The organism is Aeribacillus composti (assembly GCF_031760945.1).
GTDB classification, from domain to species: domain Bacteria; phylum Bacillota; class Bacilli; order Bacillales; family Aeribacillaceae; genus Aeribacillus; species Aeribacillus composti.
In genome coordinates this window covers 1,054,524-1,076,506 of the sequence record NZ_CP134501.1, presented here as the reverse complement: position 1 = coordinate 1,076,506, position 21,983 = coordinate 1,054,524, and the positions used below count along the sequence as shown (strand labels likewise).

The 21,983-nt window shown below is 40.1% G+C and carries 21 protein-coding genes and 1 riboswitch; of the genes, 7 read left to right on the top strand and 14 right to left on the bottom strand.

The features are described 5' to 3' along the window. Window positions 1-17 precede the first annotated feature (17 nt). From RI196_RS05415 to RI196_RS05405, 3 genes are all read right to left on the bottom strand, one after another. Complete coding sequence (locus tag RI196_RS05415) at window positions 18-968, bottom strand: BMP family ABC transporter substrate-binding protein (protein ID WP_066248363.1); 951 nt, start codon at window positions 966-968, stop codon at window positions 18-20. Window positions 969-1,242: 274 nt separating this feature from the next. After that, window positions 1,243-2,091, bottom strand: a complete 849-nt coding sequence (locus RI196_RS05410) for an NAD(P)-dependent oxidoreductase (protein ID WP_063387011.1) — start codon at window positions 2,089-2,091, stop codon at window positions 1,243-1,245. Window positions 2,092-2,230: 139 nt separating this feature from the next. Then, window positions 2,231-2,968, bottom strand: coding sequence for a hypothetical protein (locus RI196_RS05405; protein WP_311067038.1), 738 nt, complete (start codon window positions 2,966-2,968; stop codon window positions 2,231-2,233). 146 nt (window positions 2,969-3,114) lie between these two features. On the opposite strand from RI196_RS05405, the gene RI196_RS05400 reads away from it, so the two are divergent. Next, entirely contained in the window at window positions 3,115-3,297 is a 183-nt protein-coding gene (locus RI196_RS05400) for a YjzD family protein (protein WP_311067036.1), read from the top strand. 542 nt (window positions 3,298-3,839) lie between these two features. Here the strand turns inward: RI196_RS05400 and clpB are convergent. The 11 genes from clpB to RI196_RS05345 form a co-directional block, all read right to left on the bottom strand. Further along, the gene (gene clpB, locus RI196_RS05395; protein WP_311067035.1) at window positions 3,840-6,479 is read right to left on the bottom strand and encodes an ATP-dependent chaperone ClpB; all 2,640 of its coding nucleotides are present in this window, start codon (window positions 6,477-6,479) and stop codon (window positions 3,840-3,842) included. Between the two features lie 109 nt (window positions 6,480-6,588). Then, window positions 6,589-6,768: a YjzC family protein gene (locus tag RI196_RS05390; RefSeq protein ID WP_063387015.1), complete on the bottom strand. Its 180-nt coding sequence runs from the start codon at window positions 6,766-6,768 to the stop codon at window positions 6,589-6,591. Window positions 6,769-7,127: 359 nt separating this feature from the next. Next, complete coding sequence (argF, locus tag RI196_RS05385) at window positions 7,128-8,048, bottom strand: ornithine carbamoyltransferase (protein ID WP_066248375.1); 921 nt, start codon at window positions 8,046-8,048, stop codon at window positions 7,128-7,130. Continuing rightward, window positions 8,045-11,122, bottom strand: coding sequence for a carbamoyl-phosphate synthase (glutamine-hydrolyzing) large subunit (gene carB, locus RI196_RS05380; RefSeq protein WP_144596630.1), 3,078 nt, complete (start codon window positions 11,120-11,122; stop codon window positions 8,045-8,047). The genes argF and carB overlap by 4 nt, the downstream gene beginning before the upstream one ends. After that, window positions 11,115-12,179 (bottom strand): carbamoyl phosphate synthase small subunit, encoded by a 1,065-nt coding sequence (locus RI196_RS05375; RefSeq protein WP_063387018.1) that lies wholly within the window; start codon window positions 12,177-12,179, stop codon window positions 11,115-11,117. The genes carB and RI196_RS05375 overlap by 8 nt, the downstream gene beginning before the upstream one ends. 57 nt (window positions 12,180-12,236) lie before the next feature. Further along, window positions 12,237-13,394, bottom strand: coding sequence for an acetylornithine transaminase (argD, locus tag RI196_RS05370; protein ID WP_311067034.1), 1,158 nt, complete (start codon window positions 13,392-13,394; stop codon window positions 12,237-12,239). After that, on the bottom strand, window positions 13,391-14,203 hold the full coding sequence (argB, locus tag RI196_RS05365; RefSeq protein WP_242009260.1) for an acetylglutamate kinase: 813 nt from the start codon (window positions 14,201-14,203) through the stop codon (window positions 13,391-13,393). The genes argD and argB overlap by 4 nt, the downstream gene beginning before the upstream one ends. Further along, on the bottom strand, window positions 14,166-15,386 hold the full coding sequence (gene argJ, locus RI196_RS05360; protein ID WP_311067033.1) for a bifunctional ornithine acetyltransferase/N-acetylglutamate synthase: 1,221 nt from the start codon (window positions 15,384-15,386) through the stop codon (window positions 14,166-14,168). Before argJ ends, argB begins: the two co-directional genes overlap by 38 nt. An 18-nt stretch (window positions 15,387-15,404) precedes the next feature. Beyond that, window positions 15,405-16,442: an N-acetyl-gamma-glutamyl-phosphate reductase gene (argC, locus tag RI196_RS05355; protein ID WP_063387021.1), complete on the bottom strand. Its 1,038-nt coding sequence runs from the start codon at window positions 16,440-16,442 to the stop codon at window positions 15,405-15,407. Between the two features lie 329 nt (window positions 16,443-16,771). Continuing rightward, window positions 16,772-17,080 carry a metal-sulfur cluster assembly factor gene (locus tag RI196_RS05350; protein ID WP_063387022.1) on the bottom strand — a complete coding sequence of 103 codons (309 nt, stop codon included), beginning with the start codon at window positions 17,078-17,080 and terminating at the stop codon, window positions 16,772-16,774. A 66-nt stretch (window positions 17,081-17,146) separates the two neighbouring features. Further along, window positions 17,147-17,896: an alpha/beta fold hydrolase gene (locus RI196_RS05345; RefSeq protein ID WP_066248429.1), complete on the bottom strand. Its 750-nt coding sequence runs from the start codon at window positions 17,894-17,896 to the stop codon at window positions 17,147-17,149. 129 nt (window positions 17,897-18,025) lie between these two features. Between RI196_RS05345 and RI196_RS05340 the strand changes: the two genes are divergently transcribed. The 6 genes from RI196_RS05340 to RI196_RS05315 all read left to right on the top strand — a co-directional run bounded on the left by RI196_RS05340 (window position 18,026) and on the right by RI196_RS05315 (window position 21,723). Beyond that, on the top strand, window positions 18,026-18,835 hold the full coding sequence (locus RI196_RS05340) for a Cof-type HAD-IIB family hydrolase (protein ID WP_066248385.1): 810 nt from the start codon (window positions 18,026-18,028) through the stop codon (window positions 18,833-18,835). Between the two features lie 132 nt (window positions 18,836-18,967). Then, the gene (locus tag RI196_RS05335; protein WP_063387024.1) at window positions 18,968-19,108 is read left to right on the top strand and encodes a hypothetical protein; all 141 of its coding nucleotides are present in this window, start codon (window positions 18,968-18,970) and stop codon (window positions 19,106-19,108) included. Window positions 19,109-19,423: 315 nt separating this feature from the next. Further along, entirely contained in the window at window positions 19,424-20,302 is an 879-nt protein-coding gene (gene fakB, locus RI196_RS05330; RefSeq protein WP_063387026.1) for a fatty acid kinase binding subunit FakB, read from the top strand. Window positions 20,303-20,333: 31 nt separating this feature from the next. Beyond that, window positions 20,334-20,465 carry a DUF3941 domain-containing protein gene (locus tag RI196_RS05325; protein ID WP_082829462.1) on the top strand — a complete coding sequence of 44 codons (132 nt, stop codon included), beginning with the start codon at window positions 20,334-20,336 and terminating at the stop codon, window positions 20,463-20,465. A 343-nt stretch (window positions 20,466-20,808) separates the two neighbouring features. Continuing rightward, the gene (locus RI196_RS05320) at window positions 20,809-21,087 is read left to right on the top strand and encodes an HPr family phosphocarrier protein (RefSeq protein ID WP_063387027.1); all 279 of its coding nucleotides are present in this window, start codon (window positions 20,809-20,811) and stop codon (window positions 21,085-21,087) included. A 144-nt stretch (window positions 21,088-21,231) separates the two neighbouring features. After that, window positions 21,232-21,723 carry a YajQ family cyclic di-GMP-binding protein gene (locus tag RI196_RS05315; protein ID WP_063387028.1) on the top strand — a complete coding sequence of 164 codons (492 nt, stop codon included), beginning with the start codon at window positions 21,232-21,234 and terminating at the stop codon, window positions 21,721-21,723. Window positions 21,724-21,824: 101 nt separating this feature from the next. Next, a riboswitch (SAM riboswitch) is annotated at window positions 21,825-21,946 on the top strand. The last annotated feature ends 37 nt before the right edge of the window (window positions 21,947-21,983 follow it).

Sequence of the window (21,983 nt, the reverse complement as noted above, 5' to 3'; positions counted from 1 at the left end):
TTTATCTCACCATAGCATTATTCGTTAGGCAATTTCCCTGTTTTCTTATATTCTTCCACATATTTTAAAACTTTATTTTTAAATTCTTTATCTACTAGAGGGCTGAACTTCCCTAAATCAATCACACCATCTTGAAAATCAAAATATAAATTCCCGCTTTCCAGTTCGCCTTTTATAAATTTTTTTGCGACTAATAAATACAACTCATCCACATGCTGTACTGTGCTTGTTAAAACCATTTGTTCGCCCAAATCACTTTGATCTGAAACAAAGCCAATTGAATATATTCCTTTTTCCTTCACTTTTTCGATCACTGGCACGTTGTATCTGTCGCCTGCCGGATAAACAACATCTACATTTTCTGCGACAAGCTTATCGAGCTTCTCAAGCGCCAAGTCAACATGATCAAACCCTTGGACATATTCAATGTGAATGGTTACGTTTGGATTTTCAAATTGCGCCCCTTGATAAAACCCCTCCACTTCAGGCTGCCACTCAAAAGCGGCAATAATTCCGATTTCGTTTGTTTTTGTCATATGTGCTGCCACCATTCCTGCGAAAAAGCCCATGGCATGCGCCTCAAAATTTAAACTTGTGGCATTCGGGCCTTTTGCATCACCATTAAAAAAAACGAAATGAATATCTGGATATTGATCCAGCAAATCTCTAAAAAAACCCTCATATTCGTGACCGTGCCCGATAATTAAATTAACTCCCTTTCCGTGAAATTCTTCGACCGCCTCCCTCACCGCCGCTTCGGAATTCATTCCTTCTTTATAAAAAACATCTACATTCAGCTCAGACTGAATTTTTAACAGCCCTTTATACCCTTTTGTCCCCCAAACTTGATCATTAATCGTTTCAGGAACGAGCAAACCCACCTTTTTCAGTTTTCCTTTTTCTGATGCTTGTCCGCAGCCAACGAGAAATAATAAAATAAAAATGATCACAAACATTTTTTTATACATACCAAGCAACTCCTTTAAACCAGTGAACTGCATCATCATTGAAATGGTGAGGTTTCTCAATAATCGAAATGATTACATATCGATCTCAGCTAAGTTCAAAACGATCTTTTGAATTTACGGTCAATTTGATTGTCACGAAATATAGCTTATGAGGCGTTTCTCTAGGAAGCTTCCTCTTTAACACGATGTATATTTAGTACTAAAATTTTCACGTTTCACTTCATTCCTCTTTTATTTTGCTATACGCCGTCAATGAAGTAAAGAAATTTTATATTTAGGTATAAAGTCTGCGTGTATTTTGCAGGAAAAAATCTTTTAATTCTTGCAAACTCTTTTCAATGTTTTCGACCGTCTTTGGAACAACTAAATGATGTTCGCTTTTCGATATAGGCTTGTAAATGTAATGAAAAATGTCAAAAAAGCTCATCACCTTCTTGATGCGCTCTTTGTCGTCGGAAATCAAGTAAATTGTTTTTTTCGCAAACAAATCTTCGTCAAATTCTGTTAACACCGGAACTATTTCATCAATATGAAGAATGTCACGAATGACAATTTTTTCATTCGCATTCGTCTTGGAACGGCTGATGCCTGTACATTCCAACAAACTGTTCGAAATCCAATGGCCTAGCGGCTGCCAAGGTCCGAAAACGGTTGGAAGATAAACAAATAAATAAGGGAAAGTCCATTTTTGTCCTATTTGCTGCATCCAGCTGTCAATTTCTTCATCCCTATATTCCAGCGGATTTTCTCCTTCAAGAGAAAATATAAAAATAATCGGAGTCTGCTTGAGGGATGCGATTTCGACCGTTTTTTCCAATCGGTGTTTTTCAGCTTCATCGTCTATCGGTTGATGATCTGTTTGACAATAATAAATCAAATCATATTGCTTTTTGGAAGCATCCTCTATCCAGCTGTCTTCTTCCAATAAATGAAAATGTGCGTTCCGCCCGAGCCACATCATTTCTTCTTCGCATATTTTTTTTTGCAACGGATTTTTAGGAACGATTACCACTCCATCGACTAGTAATCCTTCCTCTACCAGTTTTGAACATATATGAAAGCCTTCAAATTGATGAACCCCAACAATTAAAATATGTTTACACTGCTTTAAGGCAGTTGACATTTTGAAAACCTCCTTTATGAAAAAACTATTATTGTATCGTATGCGAAAAAAGAAGAGATTAGTCCAATGCCCTTTTCAAACAAAAAGGGGGCAGCCTGCTCACTTATTGAGCATTTTCGCCCAGGCCTCAATTCCATTTCTATAAGATTCTTTCATGCTCTTTGTAAAAACTTCTTATCATATCATGGATCCGATTTATATTTTCCTGGAAATAAAATGTGAATTGAATTGGAGCTTTCAGCTGCTTTCTCCATTCCTCATATTTTTTTCCATGAATTTTATAGGAATAGCTTCCCCCGTTCATTTTCTGCCAGATGCCTACAGGTATTTTTGATACAAAGTCTTGTATACGGACAAAGGGATAATGGGTGACAGCTTTTTCATCTAATTGGTAAGCTTTTGATAGTTCTTTTATCATTTGTTTGTAAAAAAATTTATTCTTTTTCTCTTCCGCTATTTGGGCTTTTATGTCCAAACAAGGATTGATCATCACCGATGAACGGATGGAATTTGGCATCTCTTCCATCAACTGCAGCGCAACGAGTGCTCCTATACCTTCAGACAGTATATGGATTTTTTTATTTAAAATTTCTTGTTTCATGACAAGATGATAAAGCTGTTTTGCCAACAAAACGGCGTGAGAGCTGCCCCAATGGCGTCCGTAAAGATTGGAATGAAACAATGTATATCCGCAGCTTTTTAACGTATTGATCAGCTGACGCCGCCCGTAATGCTCCAACCAGTAGCTTGAACCATTTTCAACAAAATGGGTTCGATCGCCAATGATCAAGATGCCGAATCCGTTCGGCTTTTCCGGAAGATGAATGACATTCCACTCGTTTTCAATTTGAAAAAATCTTTCCGAAACACCTTCCATTTGCCCACCACCTTTCCATCGATGACCTTTTATAATGTATGTACGAAATGTCAAAAAGGCTCGCAAAAAAATCGCGAAACAACCGTTTTCATGAAAAATGTTGTATGATAATATAAGTAAAGACAGGAATAAACGAGGTGAAGATAATGAGATATTTCGCAACATTTTTTTGGACGTTTTTGCTTGTCAACATGGCCAGCTATGTTGTTTCTTCCATGACAGGCTCTGCATTCCATTTTTCAACAGCAATTATAATCTCTGTTGTTTTTACCGTACTTCTCTTTATAATTGGGGAGTTAATTCCGGCTGAACCTTCAAAAGAGCATTAAGAATTTGTCGAAATTGGCGAATTGCCAATTTCTTTTTATTTATAACGAAAATCAGCGATTAGATGCCTGCTGCTATCGGCGAAGCCTCACTTGTTACGTCATAATATAGACAAATTCAAAAAAAAGGGGATAGTCTAAGTAAGTCATTTTTGGGCTTAAGACATCCCCTGTGATTTTTTGTTTTCAATGGAGATTTGTCTTTGGACAGACCCTTACCAGTTAACTATACGTCAGTATATTTAAGATTTCAGCCTAGCAAATTTACATGAAGCTGTTACGTATACGTCAGCACAACTAAGATTGGCGGAAAAAACTTATAAATCACTACACTTTTCCAATTATAGTTTTCTAGTCTTTTAGGCAGAATTAGGCTTTGCTTAGTTGTGCAAACTCCCCATGAAACTAGCCTGATAGGAATCTCGCCCTGTTTTTAGTCTCCGAATCAGATTCCCCGCCGCCAGAACACAGTTTCCTATGTCTACATGGTCCGCACAAAAAAAGACCCCTCCTCGATTGAGAAGGGTTTTAATATCCATTTATAGCTATTCTAATTTTGCTGCTCCGCTCTTCTCATGAGCATGCAAATCCGTTTTTATAACAATTTCTTCATTTTCTACCCCTAACAGAACTTGGTCACGATCATGAACGGTTCCAGCAATAACCGCTTTCGCAAGTTTTGTCTCTACATGCTTTTGAATAAACCGTTTCAGCGGCCGTGCACCAAATACAGGATCAAATCCTCTTTTTGCAATGAATTCCTTCGCTTCATCTGTAATCTTTAGTGTAAGTTGTTTATGGGATAGGCGCGCTTGAAGCTCTTTTAAAAGTTTTTCTACTATTCCCTTTACTTCGTTCATTGTTAAAGGCTTGAACAGGATCGTGTCATCAATCCGGTTTAAAAATTCTGGCCGGAAATGCATGGAGAGCTCATCAAGAACTTTCTTTTTCGCTTCGTCTGTTATTTCCCCCTGATCATTTAAACCGGAGAGCAAATGCTGAGAACCGATGTTGGATGTCATAATGATCACTGTATTTTTAAAATCAACTGTTCTTCCTTTCGAATCGGTCACCCTGCCGTCATCAAGCATTTGCAGCAATATGTTAAACACTTCTGGGTGAGCCTTTTCGATTTCGTCCAGTAATATAACCGAGTACGGATGTCTCCGAACTTTTTCCGTCAGCTGTCCTCCTTCTTCATATCCGACATAACCCGGAGGTGCGCCGATCAGCCTTGAGACAGAATGTTTTTCCATATACTCCGACATATCAATGCGGACTATTTCGTCCTCGCTGTCAAAAAGCGCTTCTGCCAATGCTTTCGCCAGCTCCGTTTTCCCGACCCCTGTCGGACCTAAAAAGAGGAAGGAGCCAATCGGCCTGTTCGGATCTTTTATGCCTGCCCGCGCACGCAAAACTGCATCCGATACTAATTCAACTGCATCGTCTTGCCCGATGACCCTTTCTTTTAATATTTGTTCAAGCTTCAGAAGCTTTTCTCTTTCCCCTTGTACAAGCTTTGCTACCGGAATGCCAGTCCATCTTGACACAATACCGGCAATTTCCTCTTCTGTTACTTCCTCGCGAAGCATCTTGTTTTCCTCTTTCTGCTTCATTTCTTCTTCCAACTGTTTGATTTGTTTTTCCAGCGCCGGAATTTTTCCATGGCGCAGCTCAGCCGCTTTGTTTAAATCGTATTCATCTTCAGCATCAGCTAAATCTCTGCGTGCTTTTTCCAGCTCTTCCCTCAAGCTTCTAAGCTGTTGAATACCTTCGACTTCAAGCTGCCATTTCGCCTTCATTTCATTTGCTTTCTCTTTTAAATTTGCAAGTTCCTTTTGCAACTCTTCCAATCTGATTCGGCTGATGTCATCCGTTTCTTTTTTCAATGCAGCCTCTTCAATTTCAAGCTGCATAATCCTTCTCGTCACTTCATCAAGTTCTGTCGGCATTGAATCTATTTCCGTGCGGATCATCGCGCATGCTTCATCGATTAAATCAATCGCTTTATCAGGCAGGAAGCGTTCTGTAATATAGCGGTGCGAGAGCTCACTCGCAGCTACAATCGCCGAATCATGAATTTTGACTCCATGATGGATTTCAAACCGTTCTTTTAGTCCTCGTAAAATAGAAATCGTGTCTTCCACAGACGGTTCGCTCACAAGCACCTGTTGAAAACGCCGCTCAAGCGCCGGATCTTTTTCAATATACTTGCGATGTTCATCAAGTGTCGTTGCTCCTATGCAGTGCAGCTCACCTCTCGCAAGCATCGGCTTTAACATGTTGCCGGCATCCATCGCTCCTTCTGTTTTGCCGGCCCCGACTATTGTGTGCAATTCATCAATAAATAAAATAATCCGTCCATCGCTCTTTTTGATTTCTTGCAAAACGGCTTTTAATCTTTCTTCAAATTCTCCGCGAAACTTGGCTCCCGCAATGAGCGAGCTCATATCTAAAGCAAATATTGTTTTATCTTTTAATCCCTCCGGTACATCTTTTCGTACAATCCGATGGGCTAATCCTTCCACGATCGCTGTTTTTCCAACCCCTGGTTCACCGATTAACACCGGGTTGTTTTTCGTTTTTCTTGATAAAATTCGGATCACGCGCCGAATTTCTTGATCACGGCCAATGACAGGGTCAATTTTTCCTTCTTTCACCTCTTTAACTAAATCACGGCCGTATTTCTCCAATACTTCATAAGTGCTTTCTGGATTAGGTGATGTCACCCGAGCATTCCCCCTTATTTCCTTTAACACTTTCAATATGGCAGCTTTTGTTAAGTGATATTGCTGAAAAAGCTCTCTCACTTCTTTTGAGCTCGATTCGGAAAATGCCAATATAATATGTTCAACTGATAAATAATCATCTTGAAAATCTTTCCTTATTTCGTCCGCTTTTGCAAAAGCTTCTGAAAGAGTACGGGAAATATAAATATTTACCTCACCGTTTCCGTGAACAGATATTTTCGGCTTTTTTTGTAAATACACGTTGATCGCTGACTCAATTTGTTGTACAGGACATTTAAGTTTTTCTAAAATTCTTGGAAAAATCCCGTCAGACTGCCGCAGAAAAGCAAGTAAAATATGAAATTCATCCACTTCTTGATGTTCATGTTCTTTTGCGATTTTTTGAGCTTCTACCAGACCTTTTTGCAGCTTCTCCGTGAATTGATTTACATCCATACCGAAACGCCCCTATTTTGACTTTTTTTGACCTTTAATTTTATTATAACTTCTTTATAAATCAAGTAAAGCCATTCGTTTTCCGAATGGCTTAGCGTTGTTCGAAATATTACGGCTTGCGCTTATAGGTCCAAACCCGATTATGGTTGGATGTTTCGGGGAATCGATCTCCTGCTTTGAGTTCAACCTTTTTGGGATCGACCACCATCGATCCGGTCTCGCCGACTTCGATGTAAATTCCGTTGTTAGGTGCTTTTTGACCAGGCCTGAATTGACGATTTTGACCCATGAATCATCCCTCCTTGGACATTATTGTTGGCTATCAGAAGATTTTTCATGTATAGACAGAAACACCTTTGATAATTTTCATTATGTGATGTACTTCGAAACTTTACTCAACGCCCAAAATCGAACTCACTGCATATGGCATCCTTTTGAAAAAATCGTTTAAGCGTGCAAGCACCGAATGCTGGGTCAAAAGCTCTTTTTACTGTTTCTGTGAGAATCATTATTTACAATTATTCCCAAAATCGTCTCACCTGTCGTTCTTTTTTGTCTGGATATACATGCAGTAGAGTAAAACCTTTCGCCCCGGTTTCAAAAGAAAAAAAGCAGGAGATCATCCTGCTTTATCAACGAAAGATCTTGTTAAGCCATAATTTCTTTTAAAATTGCTTTTTGCGCATGAAGGCGGTTTTCGGCCTGCAAAAATACCGCTGATTGGCTTCCGTCCATCACTTCATCTGTCACTTCCAAACCGCGCGCAGCCGGCAGGCAGTGAAGGAAGCTTGCATCTCGTTTTGCTTTTGCCAGCAAGGATTGATTTACTTGAAACGGTTTAAATGCTTTCATTCTTGCTTCTGTTTCTTCTTCCTGTCCCATGCTGACCCAAACGTCCGTATAAATAATATCAGCATCCTGAACCGCTTCGTCTGGATTATGAATTAATTCGACTTTCCCGCCCGTTTCGCCAGCAATTTCTTTCGCCTGTTTCAAAATGCTTTCATTTGGCTCATAGCCTTCTGGGGCTGCGATCGTAAAATGAGCGCCAACTTTTGCGCAGCCAACCATAAGGGAGTGGGCGACATTGTTGCCGTCGCCAACATAAACGACTTTTACGCCTGAAAATTTGCCTTTCAGCTCATAAATTGTCAATAAATCAGCTAACGCTTGGCAAGGATGGTACAAGTCGCACAAACCATTGATGACAGGGACAGTTGCATATTCGGCAAGCTCTTTGACCCGATTATGGTCAGTTGTGCGGAGAAGAATGGCATCCACATATCGCGACAATACTCTCGCTGTATCAGCGATTGTCTCACCGCGCCCGAGCTGAAGCTCTTTTGAAGAAAGAGCAAGCGCATGTCCCCCTAATTGCAGCATTCCTACTTCAAAGGAGACACGAGTTCGAGTGGATGATTTTTCGAAAATCATCGCCAGCGTTTTCCCATGAAGGACGTTTGATAGCGGGTTTTGCTTTAATTTCAATGCTTCCTCGAGCAAATATTGAATTTCTTCTGATGTAAAATCAAGCAGCTTTAAAACGTTACGACCTTTAAGTGTACTCATAAACTCATTTCGACTCCTTTATCTGACAGTTCATGTAAAGAAATAGGCGTGTATTTGCTAACTGTTAGTGCACTTAAAAATGCCTGAAATGATGCTTCTTCCGTCAATACCATAATTCCTCGTTCAAGCGCTTTTTGTCGTCTTGCCTTTGCCTGATCGTTTTCTTCCGGATTATAATAAAGCACCGCTTCTTTTTTCTCAAGCCAACTTTCAAAATTATCCGTTACCGGTTTTATATAATCGAGTACATCATCTTTCTTATCTCCATCCACAAAAATACCGTCCGAATGAATTGGAAATAAATGATCGAATACCTTCCGCATCGCTTCCTCAACAGATTTGCCGACACACATTCCTTCGCCCGTCGATTTCATTTCCGGACCTAGTTTCATATCGACATCTGAATGGGCGTGCGTTGAAAATACCGGATATTTAATAGCCACATATTCATGGGCTGCTATTTGAGGATGTAAGTCAGTTAACATTTTTCCGGTTAAAATGGTTGTCGCAAGATCTACTAACGGCACTCCGGCAACTTTGCTGACGATCGGCACAGTCCGGCTCGCACGCGGATTCACTTCCAGCACATAAACGTCCTGACCATCAATTAAAAATTGAATGTTCATAATGCCTTTATATTGCAAATGTTGAACCATTCTTTCCGCATAGTCGGTCATTTTTTCTTTTATTTCTTTTGACAACGACACAGCTGGAAAAATCGCATAACTATCGCCAGAATGAACACCAGCGGGCTCGATATGCTCCATAAATCCCGGAATAAACACATTTTTCCCGTCAGCTATTAAATCAACCTCCGCTTCCTGACCAAAAAGGAATTCATCTAAAAGAAGAGGAAAATGATTTTCGTCCGTCTGCTCCACTAACGAAAGCAGCTCTTCTTGATTTTTTACCTTCACCATGCCTTTTCCGCCAATAACATATGAAGGTCTTAACAGGATCGGATACCGCAGCTTTTTCGCTTCCGATATCGCCTCCTCTTTTGTATGTGCCATTGCTCCTTGAATGTGCGGGATATTCGTTTCGTCTAATAGCTGATAAAATCTTTCTCGATCCTCCAATATGTCCAGAAGCTCAGAAGTTGTACCAAGCAGCTTCACGCCTGCTTTTTCAAGCTTCTCCGCTAAGTTGATCGCCGTCTGGCCGCCAAATTGGACGAGCGTTACGTCAATGTTTTCATTTTCAACAACATTTAATATATGCTCGACTGTTAACGGCTCAAAATATAATCGATCCGCTGTTTCATAATCAGTGCTGACCGTCTCAGGATTATTGTTGATCATGATCGCGTCATATCCAAGCTTTTGCAATGTTTGAATGCAGTGAACAGCACTGTAGTCAAACTCAACTCCCTGTCCGATGCGAATCGGGCCGGAACCAATGACAAGCGCCTTCTTCTTTCCTCTTGTGGAGACAGCTTCGTTTTCACCGAAAACGTACGTAGAATAGAAATAATTTGTTCTCGCTTCAAATTCTGCTGCACATGTATCAACCATTTTGAATATGGCTTTAATCCCCCACTCTTTACGGAGCTTTCGGATTTCTTTTTCTTCTGTCTTTTGCCAATATGAAATCGAACGGTCGGAAAAACCGAAAAATTTCAGTTCTTTTAAAAGGCTTGGAGACAGCTTTTCTTTTTTCGCTTTTCCTTCAAGTTCAATTAGATGGTTGAAAACATGCAAGAAATAATAGTCAATTTTTGTCTGGCTGTGAAGCTCATCTATAGAAACTCCTCTTCTTAACAGCTCCATTAAGATGAAAAAGCGTTCATCATCTGCATGCTGGAGGCGGTTAATAAGAGCTGACGTATCTTCTTTCACAAGCTTAGGCAAATAAATGCCGATATTATTTAATTCCAACGATTCCGCAGCTTTTTGCAGAGCGGCTTCCATCGTCCGTTCGATCGCCATCACTTCGCCGGTTGCTTTCATCTTTGTTCCAAGCTTCCGATCTGCTTTTGTAAATTTATCAAACGGCCAGCGCGGAAATTTGACAACTACATAGTCAAGTGCAGGTTCAAAGCTGGCATATGTCGACATCGTTAACGGGTTCTTCAGCTCCGCTAATGAGTAGCCAACAGCTAGCTTTGCAGCCATTCTGGCAATTGGGTAACCGGTCGCTTTCGAAGCAAGTGCGGAAGAGCGACTTACCCTAGGGTTGACCTCAATCACGTAATATTGCTTGCTTTCAGGGTCAAGTGCAAACTGAATGTTGCAGCCCCCGACCACCTTTAATGCATCGATGATTTTCAAAGCCGCCTGCCGGAGCATTTGATATTCTTCATCTGTTAATGTTTGAGATGGGGCAACAACGATCGAATCCCCGGTATGAATTCCGACTGGATCAATGTTTTCCATATTGCAGACGGTAATACAAGTACCTTTTGCATCGCGCATCACTTCATATTCGATTTCCTTAAATCCGGCAATGCTTCTTTCCACAAGCACTTGATTGATTGGGCTCATTTTAAGTCCATTTGTGACAATGGAAATAAACTCTTCTCGGTTGTAGGCGATGCCTCCGCCTTTGCCGCCAAGCGTATAAGCCGGACGAATGATAATCGGAAAACCAATTTCATCAGCAAATTGAAGGGCGGACGGAACATCCTCCACAATTTTGCTTTCCGGGATCGGCTCGTTCAAATCAATCATCAGCTTTCGAAATAGCTCCCGGTCCTCCCCTTTTTGAATCGATTCGATCGAGGTTCCGAGCAGTTTCAAGCCGTATTTTTGCAAAATCCCTGCCTGATCAAGCTCCACAGCTAGATTTAAAGCCGTCTGGCCCCCCAATGTTGCCAAAAGGCCGTCTGGACGTTCTTTTGCAATTATTTTTTCAATGCTTTCCACCGTAAGCGGCTCTGAATAGACCGCATCGGCAATTTTCGTATCGGTCATAATCGTTGCAGGATTGTTGTTAACAAGTACAACTTCAAATCCTTCTTCTTTTAACGCCAAGCATCCCTGCGTCCCAGAATAGTCAAATTCCGCCGCTTGGCCGATAATGATCGGACCTGAACCGATCACTAGTATTTTGTTTAATGATGTATCTTTAGGCATAGACTTTTTCTCTCCCTGCTGCTACATATGTGTCTAAAAATTCATCAAAAATAAAACTAGCATCTTCCGGTCCTGGATGGGCTTCCGGATGAAATTGAACAGACATGACTTTCAATTTTTCATGCTCAAGCCCTTCAACTGAGCCGTCATTGACATTTGTATATCGCAATTTAAGAGGTGTTTTTTCCAAGCTTTTTTTATCCACCACATAGCTGTGGTTTTGTGATGTAATAAATACGTTTCCTGTTTTTTGATCAATTACCGGATGGTTTGCTCCGCGGTGCCCGAATCTGAGCTTTGTTGTATTCCCGCCAAACGACAGGGCAATCAGCTGATTCCCTAAACAAATCCCGAGCGTCGGATATTGCTTCATCAATTGGTTTAATGTTGAAAAATAATTTTTCATTTGCTTTGGATCGCCCGGTCCGTTCGACAGCACGATGCCATGCGGCTTGATTTCAAACACTTTTTCCATTTGATGAAACGGAACGACTGAAACTTTACAGCCTCTTTTCAGCAAAGAATTCAAAATCGATTTTTTAAATCCAAAATCAATTAGCGCAATGTGTGTCGCACCATTGCCAAACGTTTCGATTTCGCTTGCAGAAACATCGCGAATCGGAAAATCGGAGAGCTTATCCTGAGAGTCGTATTGTTTGTCTTTTGAAATGACCGCATGCAATGTCCCTTTTGATCGGATTTGTTTGACAACAGCTCTCGTGTCAACATTTGTTAAATAAGGAATATTCCATTTTTGTAAATAGTCTTTTAATGAACGGTTCGCTTTATAATGGGAATAGTGTTCAGTCAGCTGAAAAAGGATGACCCCTTTCACCTGCGGCTTTTTGCTTTCAAAATCTTGATCATTGATGCCGTAATTGCCAATAAGCGGATACGTAAAAACGACGATTTGATCTTTGTAGGAAGGATCTGTCAACACCTCTTGATATCCTGTCATTCCTGTATAAAAAACGAGTTCCCCTTTAACAGGAGACACGATTTCATCCATCTTGCCTTCAAAAACTGTTCCATCTTCTAATACAAGATAACCTTGCATATTGAACACCTCTTTGATGTATATTTATACAACAATTTGCAAGAAAATTCTCCTCTTTTAGGAAGAGAAGATTTTTTCTTTTTTCAAAACAGAAGCAATAATGCCCAGTCCTAAATCAATTTCTTCATTCGAAACAGTGAGCGGAGGAAGAAGCCGTAACACATTGGATCCAGCTGAAAGTGCTAGAAGCCCTTCTTCTCTTAAAGAAGCAAGCACTTTATTGACCTCAATATCCAGCTCAATTCCAAGCAGCAATCCTTTACCCCGCACTTTTTTTACAGTAGGCACATCTCTCAAGTGTTCTGATAGACCTTCGAACAGCCGCTGACCTTTTTCCTGAACGCTTTGCAAAAAGCTTGGCTGAAAAACAGTTTCCAAAGTTGCTTTCGCAGCTGCCATAGCCAAATAATTCCCGCCGAACGTTGAACCGTGTGTTCCCGGTGAAAAACTTTCGATCAATTCTTGTTTTCCGATCATGGCTCCGACAGGAAATCCGCTTCCCAATCCTTTGGCGACAGTGATAATATCCGGAGAAATGCCGTAATGCTGGTAGCCGAATGCTTTTCCGGTGCGTCCGATTCCAGTTTGCACCTCATCGACGATGAATAATGCGCCGATCTCGCTGCACTTTTCTTCTACCGCCTGTAAAAATTCCTTCGTTGCAGGAATAACTCCTCCCTCGCCCTGAACCACTTCCAGCATAAAAGCAGCTATATCCTCATCATGAATGTTTTTCACCGCAGCTGCATCATTGTAAGGAAGATATTCGAACGTAGGAATGAGAGGACCGAACCCTTTATGTACTTTTTCTTGAGCAGTAGCCGTCATAGTCGCAAATGTTCTGCCGTGAAAAGACTGGTAAAATGTAATGATTTTATGTTTGCCGGTATGTTTTCTAGCCAGTTTAATGGCGGCTTCATTCGCTTCGGCGCCGCTGTTCGCAAAAAATACGGCATCTCCGCTTGAATGCTCCACCAATTGCTTGGCAACCTCTTCTTGAAGGGGGATATGAAAAAGATTAGAAGTATGCCATACCTTTTGCAGCTGTTCAGTGATGGCATCCGCCACTTGCTTCGGACAATGACCCAGGTTGCATACAGCAATTCCGGAAATAAAATCTAAATATTTTTTTCCGTTTGCATCATATGCATAGCTTCCTTCTGCTTTTTCAATCGCCACATCCCACTTCGCATAGGTTGGAAATAAATAACTCATTTGACCACGACCTCTCGTTTTTTCGTAATTTTCGTCCCGATCATTTTCCCTTCCTTAAAAATACGGTCGTTGCCGCTCACAATCATCACATGCTCAAGCTGATCAGAAAGCGCATCTAAAGCCGCCTGTACTTTCGGAATCATCCCGCCGTAAATAACCTTCTGTTCAATGAGTTTTTCGATCATCGTTTCCGTTGCTTCTTCAATAAGCTTGCCGTCATGTAAAATTCCCGGAACATTCGTCACAAACAGCAGCTGTTCCGCATTTATTTTTTCAGCAATTGCACTAGCAGCCAGATCTGCGTTGATATTTAATTTTTGCCCATCCGCCGTTATGCCGATCGGGGCAATGACTGGAACATAGTCAAGAATTAGCAGCGAACGCAATAGTTCATCATTAATCTGCTCGACTTTGCCGACAAAGCCAAGATTTTCTTCATCTAAAAATGACGAGACAATTAGCTGACCATCAGTGCCTGAAAGACCGATCGCTTTCACACTTTTTTGTGTCAACAGAGCCGTAAGCTGTTTGTTAATTTTTCCTGAAAGGACCATTTCTGCAATTTCAAGCACTTCTTTTGTCGTTTTACGCATGCCGTTGTAAAACTCGCTTTTTACATTTAATTTTGTCAACATATTGTTAATGTCCGGTCCTCCACCGTGGACGATAATGACCCGTTTCGTAGTTAACAGTTCTTTTATGCTGTCTAAAAAGCTTTCTGACAGCTGTTCCAGCATGCTGCCGCCAAGCTTAATGACAACAATCGGTTTATCATGTCCGGTAACTTGCATTGATTTTGACATACTCATATGTTAAATCACATCCCCATGCTTTTCCTTGTACTTCACCATTATTTAACATTACCTTGATTTCTACGATTTCCTGATCCAAATATTGGATCGCTTCTTGTTCCGAAAATGAAACTGGCAATCCGTTTTTAAATAATAAGATATGGCCGAGATACACTTCCATTTGATTCGGATCGAATTCCGCTCCGCTGTAGCCGGCGGCGCACAAGATTCTTCCCCAGTTCGCATCTTTTCCATATATTGCAGTTTTGACGAGGGAGGATCCGACAATCGTCTTGGCCATGATGTTCGCTTCCTGCTTTGATTTAGCCCCATTAACAGAAACTTCAATCAATTTTGTCGCACCTTCACCGTCTCTGGCAATTTGCTTTGCTAAATCTTCGCTTACTTTTCTCAACGCCTCTTTAAAAACAGGCCAATCTGGATGCTCTTCCGTCAGCATTGAGTGTTCAGCTTTTCCGTTTGCTAAAACAAGCACCATATCATTTGTTGATGTATCGCCGTCAACGGTTATTTGATTAAACGTTTCATCGATAACTTCTCGGAAAGCTTGCTGCAGCGATTTTTCATCGATATTCGCATCTGTCGTCAAAAACCCGAGCATTGTCGCCATGTTGGGATGAATCATCCCCGATCCTTTTGCTGCTCCGCCGATGGTCACCTGTTTTCCCTCGATTTCAAATTGATAGCAGGCAGTCTTTTCACACGTATCTGTTGTCAAAATAGCCTCGGCAAAGCTTTTGGCTCCTGCTGATGAACGTTCATATTCAATATTGTTGATCCCCTCTTGGACTTTTTCCATGTTTAAATATTCGCCAATTACTCCTGTTGAAGCGACAGCCACAAGATGATCTGCAATTCCAAGCTTTTCAGCCGTCCATTTCCGCATTGCGTATGCATCGCTTAAACCTTTTTCGCCTGTACAGGCATTGGCGTTGCCGCTGTTGACAATCACCGCTTGAATTTTGTTTTCCTTTGCAATGCTCTCTTTTGTCACAAAAATTGGGGCAGCTTGCACAACGTTTTGTGTGTAAACAGCTGCAGCTGTTGCTGAAACGTCACTATAAATGATGCCGATGTCTTTTTTATGAGTGTAGCGGATGTGCGCTTCATAGCCGCCTGCATAAAAGCCTTTCGGTGTTGTAATTGAACCGTTGTCTATTTTTCTTATTTTGGTTGTCACTAGAAGTCCTCCTTGATGTTATGGATATACTGGCAAAAAGTTTAGTCCTTCATTTTCTTGGAATCCTGACATAATGTTGAAATTTTGCACTGCCTGCCCTGCAGCGCCTTTCATCAAATTGTCAATGACAGATACGACTGTCAACCGACTTGTTCTTTGATCAAATGCAAGACCGATATCGCAATAATTCGAGCCGTACACTTCCTTTGTGCTTGGGAACGTTCCGTTTGTACGCACTCTCACAAATGGTGAATGTTTATAAAATGATTCATATAAATCTACTAATTTTGAAGTATTCCATTCTTCTAATAATTCAATATACATTGTCGCCATAATCCCTCTTGTCATCGGCACTAAGTGGGTGCTGAACGAAATGAAGCCGACTTTCTCGTCCCACTTATGAAGCTCCTGTTCAATTTCCGGTATATGCTGATGCTGATGTACTTTATAAATTTTGAAATTATCTTGTATTTCAACAAAGCTTGTAGCAAGCGAAGCGTTTCGACCTGCACCTGAAACACCCGATTTTGCATCAACAATGATCGAGTTCTCTTTGACGATTTTTTCCCGCACAAGCGGTGCTAGGCCAAGCAAGGTTGCAGTTGGATAGCATCCAGGATTCGCCAAAATTTTAGCGTTCTTAATATCCTCACGATACAGCTCTGTCAAGCCGTATACCGCTTCCTGCAAAAGCATTTCAGGCGCTGGTGCTTTTTTATACCATTTTTCATAATCATCACTATTTTTTAACCTTAAATCGCCTGATAAGTCGATGATTTTCAATTGATCGTCAAGCAATTCCGGCGTCAGTGAAGCCGATATCCCCGACGGCGTCGCAAGAAAAACAACATCATTTTCTTCTTTTATTTGATCCGGCTCTAGCGGTTTTAGTTCATTTTCTTTTATATGGGATAAATGCGGATATTCGTCAATATAGCTCTTTTTTTCTGCTGAAGATGTATATAAATGAATGTTTTCGACATACCGATGATTGGCTAAAATTCGATAAAGTTCCACACCGCCATATCCTGTTGCCCCGATAATTCCTATATTCAACCTCAATCACCTTCAATTCATTCCGTTAAATTAGTTACCATTATAATACTGTATAAAAATAAAATCAATTGTATATTTATAATTTTTCTGTTCAAAAACAAGGATTCTTAATGTAGTAGAGAGCAGGGAATCCCTTGCAAATTATCCGGATATGCCATGCTGAAGAAAAAATGCAAGTTATGTTTCGGGATAAAAGCTCCATTATGGTGATGAGATAAACAAAAGAAGCGATAAAAACGAAAAAAAAACATAATGACACTTGCAGTCAAATTGATAAAACATTTGCATAATAAAAAAGACTGGCCTTTTCCGCCAGTCTGCACAAGTTTTTATTGAATACCCAAGGCAATTTTTGCGTATCTGGACATGCGGTCCTTCGTCCAAGGTGGATTCCAAACGATGTTGACATCGACATCTTTGATTTCTGGAATTCCGTCAAGCGCAGCTTTTACTTGTTGAACAATTGTTCCAGCAAGGGGGCATCCCATTGCCGTCAATGTCATAGTTACTTTGAGGACTCCTTCATCGTTCAGTTCCAAATCATATATTAATCCTAAATTGACAATGTCAATGCCGAGTTCTGGGTCAATAACTTGTTCAAGAGCACCCATTATATTTTCCTTCAGCGCTTCATCCATTTCGATCCACTCCTCTTATATTCGTTAATTACATTATATCGAAGTTAATGTCACATTAAAAATTTTCTACCTCAAATGCCGTACAAACCATTCAACCGTTTCTAGCACCCCTTTTCGAGACACCTTATGCCCTGCATCCTTTTCCGCAATAAATGCCAAATGTTCCGGATTGTCAGCATACAACGGCTTTATCTCTTCATAAAATTGATAAGTAGGAGCGAATGGTACAACTTGATCCTTCATCCCGTGCCAAAACAAAAGGGGGCGGTTGCATAACGCTTCTTTATGTACGGATAAATCATACTCATATAATGCATCAAATTGCTGCTGAATTTCTTCTTCAGACAACGGAAAGGTATAGCCTGCTTTTTGATAGGAGTCCACAAGATATTTGAAAAATTCCTGATAATTTGGGCTGCCCATTAAACTGACAGCAGCTTTGATCCACGGATATTGAGTGAGCGCTCCAAGTGTAGCAACACCGCCCATGGAAGTTCCCGCTACCCCTATATTTTTCCCGTCAATCAATTCTTTTTCAAAAAAATAATTTTTTATTTTTTCGAGCTCTTTAACAGAACTGATAACAATATTCCAAAAATTTAAATTTAAGTCAGCCTCTGAAAGATTCTCATCCCTCTCTCCGTGAAATTTCGCATCAGGCAATACTACTCGTAAACCTTTTTCCGCCAAAAGATAGGCAATGTGCAAATTATGCTCTTTTGCGCTCGTAAATCCATGGATAAACACAACAAGCGGCAGCTCATCTTTTATAAAATCTTCTTTGCATACATGCAGTACAGGGATATTGTCCGCCATCGTATGCTCAACAATGACCTTCAATTAGGATGCTCCTTTCATTATTTTTTTGCTAAAATTAGTTTAACATGTGGACAAAAAAGATGGAAAAAAGATACACTAAATAAAAACAAAAAATGAGGAGAGATTATGGCCAAAAAACATTTAATCGCATTGGATTTAGACGGCACATTGCTGAAAGATGACAAAACGATTTCTCCTTTTACAAAAAATGTTTTGCAAAAAGCACAAGAAGAAGGGCATATCATATGCATTTCAACAGGAAGGCCGTTCCGCTCGAGCAAAATGTATTACGAAGAATTAAATTTAAAAACCCCGATTGTCAATTTTAACGGAGCCTTTGTCCATCATCCGCTGGATGAATCCTGGGGATTTCATCATACAACCCTTGATGTATCTGTTGTAAAAGAGATTGTAGAAATCGCCGAACAGCATCAAGTCCATAACATTTTAGCAGAAGTGCTTGATCATGTTTATTTTCATTACCATAATGAACAATGGTTGGATATTTTCAGTATAGGAAATCCGAAAATTGAAATCGGCAACTTAAAAGCTGTTTTAAATCGCGATGTCACAAGCATGTTAATCCATTCAGACGAAGAAAATGTCAAGCGGATTCGCCATTATTTAAATGAAGTTCATGCGGAAGTTGTAGACCACAGAAGCTGGGCTCACCCGTGGCATGTTATTGAAATTATCCGAGCAGGCATTAATAAAGCAGTCGGATTGCAAAAAATCGCCGAATTTTACAATATCCCTCGAGAGCAAATTATCGCTTTTGGAGACGAAGACAATGATTTGGAAATGATCGAATATGCGGGATTAGGCGTTGCAATGGGAAACGGAATTGAGCCGCTCAAAGAGATTGCTGATGAAATTACGCTGACAAATGAAGAAGACGGAGTTGCAAAATTTTTAAAGGAATTGCTGTCCCTTTAATCTTTGCAAAAGTCCAAAAGTTCGATTATCTTTTTACACCTCACAACAATTGACAAGGATTTAGATGTTTAAAAAGGGATACCCTATAATTGACGAACTCATTTCGTCAATGATCAAAAGGGGGATTCCAACTTGGGCAAACGGAATAAATCGAAACGATTCATTGAGCAAGGAAAAGGTGCTGTCAAAAAACATGATGAAAAGTTTCCATACCGTATGACGTTTGCCGAATCAGAAGCAAGAGTCAATAACGAAGCAAGCTTCGAAGGATAATGCCCTTCCGTTCATTTTCGAATCCTTTTAAGGGCTGTTTTTATAATGAACAGATCGAATTTGAACAGACCAATCTTTGTACAGCATCTGCATCGAGAAAAAATCGAGCAGGCATAACACCATCCAGAATGCCGATTGTACGGCACATTTTGAACAAGGAATAAATATGAAATGGACGAAACGAGCTCCTCTTGTTTCGTCCATTTTTTCTTTTTTTGTCCTTCTTTTTTAAATTTTCAGTTTGCACAAATTGTATTGTTTTCTATTTGTGATCAAGATAGACTATATGTAAATGAAAAAAAGTAGGTGTGATTAATGAATATTCACATTATCGCTGATAGTGCTTGTGATCTGCCTGTCTCTTTTTTAAACGATCAAGGCGTTTCTTTCATCCCTCTTCGTGTCCACCTTGGCGAGAAGGACTATGAGGATCAATTGACAATCAAACCAAAAGAAGTTTACGACTATATGAGAGCTGGAAACGTTGCTAAAACATCACAAGCATCACCGGAAACAATCACCAATCAATTTGAAAAGCTGGCGAAAGACAATCAGCCGGCGCTGTATATTGCCTTTTCTTCCGAATTGTCCGGTACATATCAAACTGCCGTTATGGTTCAGCAGCAATTGCTTGAAAAATATCCGAATTGGAAACTGCAAATTATCGATTCGAAATGTGCTTCACTTGGGTATGGACTTGCTGTCCGCTACACCATTCAATTAGCAAAACAAGGACTTGATTTAGAACAAATGGCAAATGCAGTAAAAGAGTATTGCAGTCATATGGAGCACATTTTTACAGTTGATCGCCTGGAATATTTGGCTCGCGGCGGGAGAATCAGCAAAACATCTGCGTTTGTTGGCGGACTGCTTAATATCAAGCCGCTTTTGCATGTCGAAGAAGGAAAGCTGATCCCGCTGGAAAAAATCCGCGGGAAAAAGAAGCTTTACCGGAGAATTCTTGAGCTGATGGAAGAGCGTGGAGACGGATTGAGTGAACAGACAATCGCCATCAGCCATGGTGATGATGAAGAAGCAGCTCTCGAATTAAAACAATTAATTGAAGAAACGTTTCATCCAAAAGAAATTATCATCCATACGATCGGTGCTGTCATTGGTGCACACTCTGGCCCCGGCACCCTTGCTGTATTTTTTCTAAATAAACATATTCAAGAAGCTTCATGGAAATCATAAGTATATAACAGTATTGAAAGGAGCTTCCTGAATGTCCAAAACAAGCGATAATGATAAAAAAGCTGTAGACAACAATGCAAAACGACACGAAAAAAATCTATTGAAGGAAAAAAATCGAGAGCTTGGAAAACGGCAATACTCAAAGAAAACGGATCATTTATAATGCCCGCCTGTCGGGCTTTTTCTTTTTTTGAAATATCTCTAAAGGCGAGTCTTCCACCTCTTCTATCCGGACGTTCTGAAAGAAAAAGACGCTTTCTTATCTTACAGTATGCATCTTTTCTCTAGCTTTTGTTTTCATTTTTGTCTAATAAAACATGGGGCGGGGCAATAACTTTCAATTTGATTAGACCATTCATTTCATTAAAAAACAGAGAAATCCAGAACGTTTCCATATTCGAAAGCGGAGGTCATTTTTTTATATGTAAGAGGAAATGACAAACATGTGGGAATCTATCCTTTATTAATGTAAGATATTGTAAAATAAGTATACAAGAGGTGGCACAATGAAGAAACATGAAATTTCCGTGTATCTTACAAAAGAGATGGAGCCGGAATATGTCATTTCCCTTGTCCATGAAGCGATTAAATTTAACAGCTACATTTTATTCCAAACAAAAAAGCTCCAATTAAATGCGAAAAGCGTTTTAAGCATGCTCGGTTTTTCCGCCTTTTTAGAAGGTCATGTAGTCATCAGCGCTGAAGGAGAAGATTCGCTCGAAGCAGTAAAAAACTTACAAGACTTTCTTTCCCCTAAATGTTCTAAAGCGACATCTTTAGCTTAATTGCATTTAAGCAGATATTAATTTCCTTGCCGTTGCTTTAAGTAACGGTTTTTTCATTTAATTTGCGAGGAACCCCTAAAAGAGTTGTTCAACTGAACGACATTCACTATAATGAATGTAAATAACGTTATTGGAGGTAAAAAGTTGGCTAAGGAGAATTCATTTGACATCGTCTCAAAAGTGGATATTGCCGAAGTGAACAATTCCATTCAAATGGCGAAAAAAGAAATTGTAAACAGATATGATTTCAAAGGATCTAAAAGCGATATATCCCTAGAAAAAGATGAGCTTGTGCTAATCTCTGACGATGAATATAAGCTGAATCAACTAAAAGATGTATTAGTAAGCAAAATGATTAAACGCGGTGTCGCAACCAAGAATATTCAGTACGGGAAAATCGAAAAGGCTTCAGGAGGCACTGTCAGACAAAGAGCCAAACTTGTCAACGGAATTGACAAAGAAAACGGGAAAAAGATCAATGCGCTGATCAAAAATACCGGGCTAAAAGTAAAAAGCCAAATTCAAGACGACCAAGTCCGGGTAAGCGGCAAAAGCAAGGACGATTTGCAAAAAGTGATTGCAGCTGTGAAAAGCGCCGACTTGCCGATCGACGTACAATTTATTAATTTTCGCTAGCTTTGCCCTGTTCACAAAATTGAAATTTTATATTGATTATTTTGATAAAATTCGTTAAATTAGGATTAATCCGTTGTTTTAAAATTTCATACGGTAAAGCGTTCTTATCAAGAGAAGCGGAGGGACTGGCCCGATGAACCTTCAGCAACCGGATTACCCAAAAACTTTGGGTACCAAGGTGCTAAATCCAGCGATGCGTAAATTTGCGCTCGGAAGATAAGAAGAAGGGGAAAATGTTCAAGAAAAAGTCTTCTTCTTAG

Coding starts and splice junctions, on each gene's coding strand:
- RI196_RS05415 (WP_066248363.1), bottom strand. CDS start 968: ATGTATAAAAAAATGTTTGTGATCATTTTTATTTTATTATTTCTCGTT.
- RI196_RS05410 (WP_063387011.1), bottom strand. CDS start 2,091: ATGTCAACTGCCTTAAAGCAGTGTAAACATATTTTAATTGTTGGGGTT.
- RI196_RS05405 (WP_311067038.1), bottom strand. CDS start 2,968: ATGGAAGGTGTTTCGGAAAGATTTTTTCAAATTGAAAACGAGTGGAAT.
- RI196_RS05400 (WP_311067036.1), top strand. CDS start 3,115: ATGAGATATTTCGCAACATTTTTTTGGACGTTTTTGCTTGTCAACATG.
- clpB (WP_311067035.1), bottom strand. CDS start 6,479: ATGGATGTAAATCAATTCACGGAGAAGCTGCAAAAAGGTCTGGTAGAA.
- RI196_RS05390 (WP_063387015.1), bottom strand. CDS start 6,768: ATGGGTCAAAATCGTCAATTCAGGCCTGGTCAAAAAGCACCTAACAAC.
- argF (WP_066248375.1), bottom strand. CDS start 8,048: ATGAGTACACTTAAAGGTCGTAACGTTTTAAAGCTGCTTGATTTTACA.
- carB (WP_144596630.1), bottom strand. CDS start 11,122: ATGCCTAAAGATACATCATTAAACAAAATACTAGTGATCGGTTCAGGT.
- RI196_RS05375 (WP_063387018.1), bottom strand. CDS start 12,179: ATGCAAGGTTATCTTGTATTAGAAGATGGAACAGTTTTTGAAGGCAAG.
- argD (WP_311067034.1), bottom strand. CDS start 13,394: ATGAGTTATTTATTTCCAACCTATGCGAAGTGGGATGTGGCGATTGAA.
- argB (WP_242009260.1), bottom strand. CDS start 14,203: ATGAGTATGTCAAAATCAATGCAAGTTACCGGACATGATAAACCGATT.
- RI196_RS05350 (WP_063387022.1), bottom strand. CDS start 17,080: ATGGATGAAGCGCTGAAGGAAAATATAATGGGTGCTCTTGAACAAGTT.
- RI196_RS05345 (WP_066248429.1), bottom strand. CDS start 17,896: ATGGCGGACAATATCCCTGTACTGCATGTATGCAAAGAAGATTTTATA.
- RI196_RS05340 (WP_066248385.1), top strand. CDS start 18,026: ATGGCCAAAAAACATTTAATCGCATTGGATTTAGACGGCACATTGCTG.
- fakB (WP_063387026.1), top strand. CDS start 19,424: ATGAATATTCACATTATCGCTGATAGTGCTTGTGATCTGCCTGTCTCT.
- RI196_RS05325 (WP_082829462.1), top strand. CDS start 20,334: ATGTCCAAAACAAGCGATAATGATAAAAAAGCTGTAGACAACAATGCA.
- RI196_RS05320 (WP_063387027.1), top strand. CDS start 20,809: ATGAAGAAACATGAAATTTCCGTGTATCTTACAAAAGAGATGGAGCCG.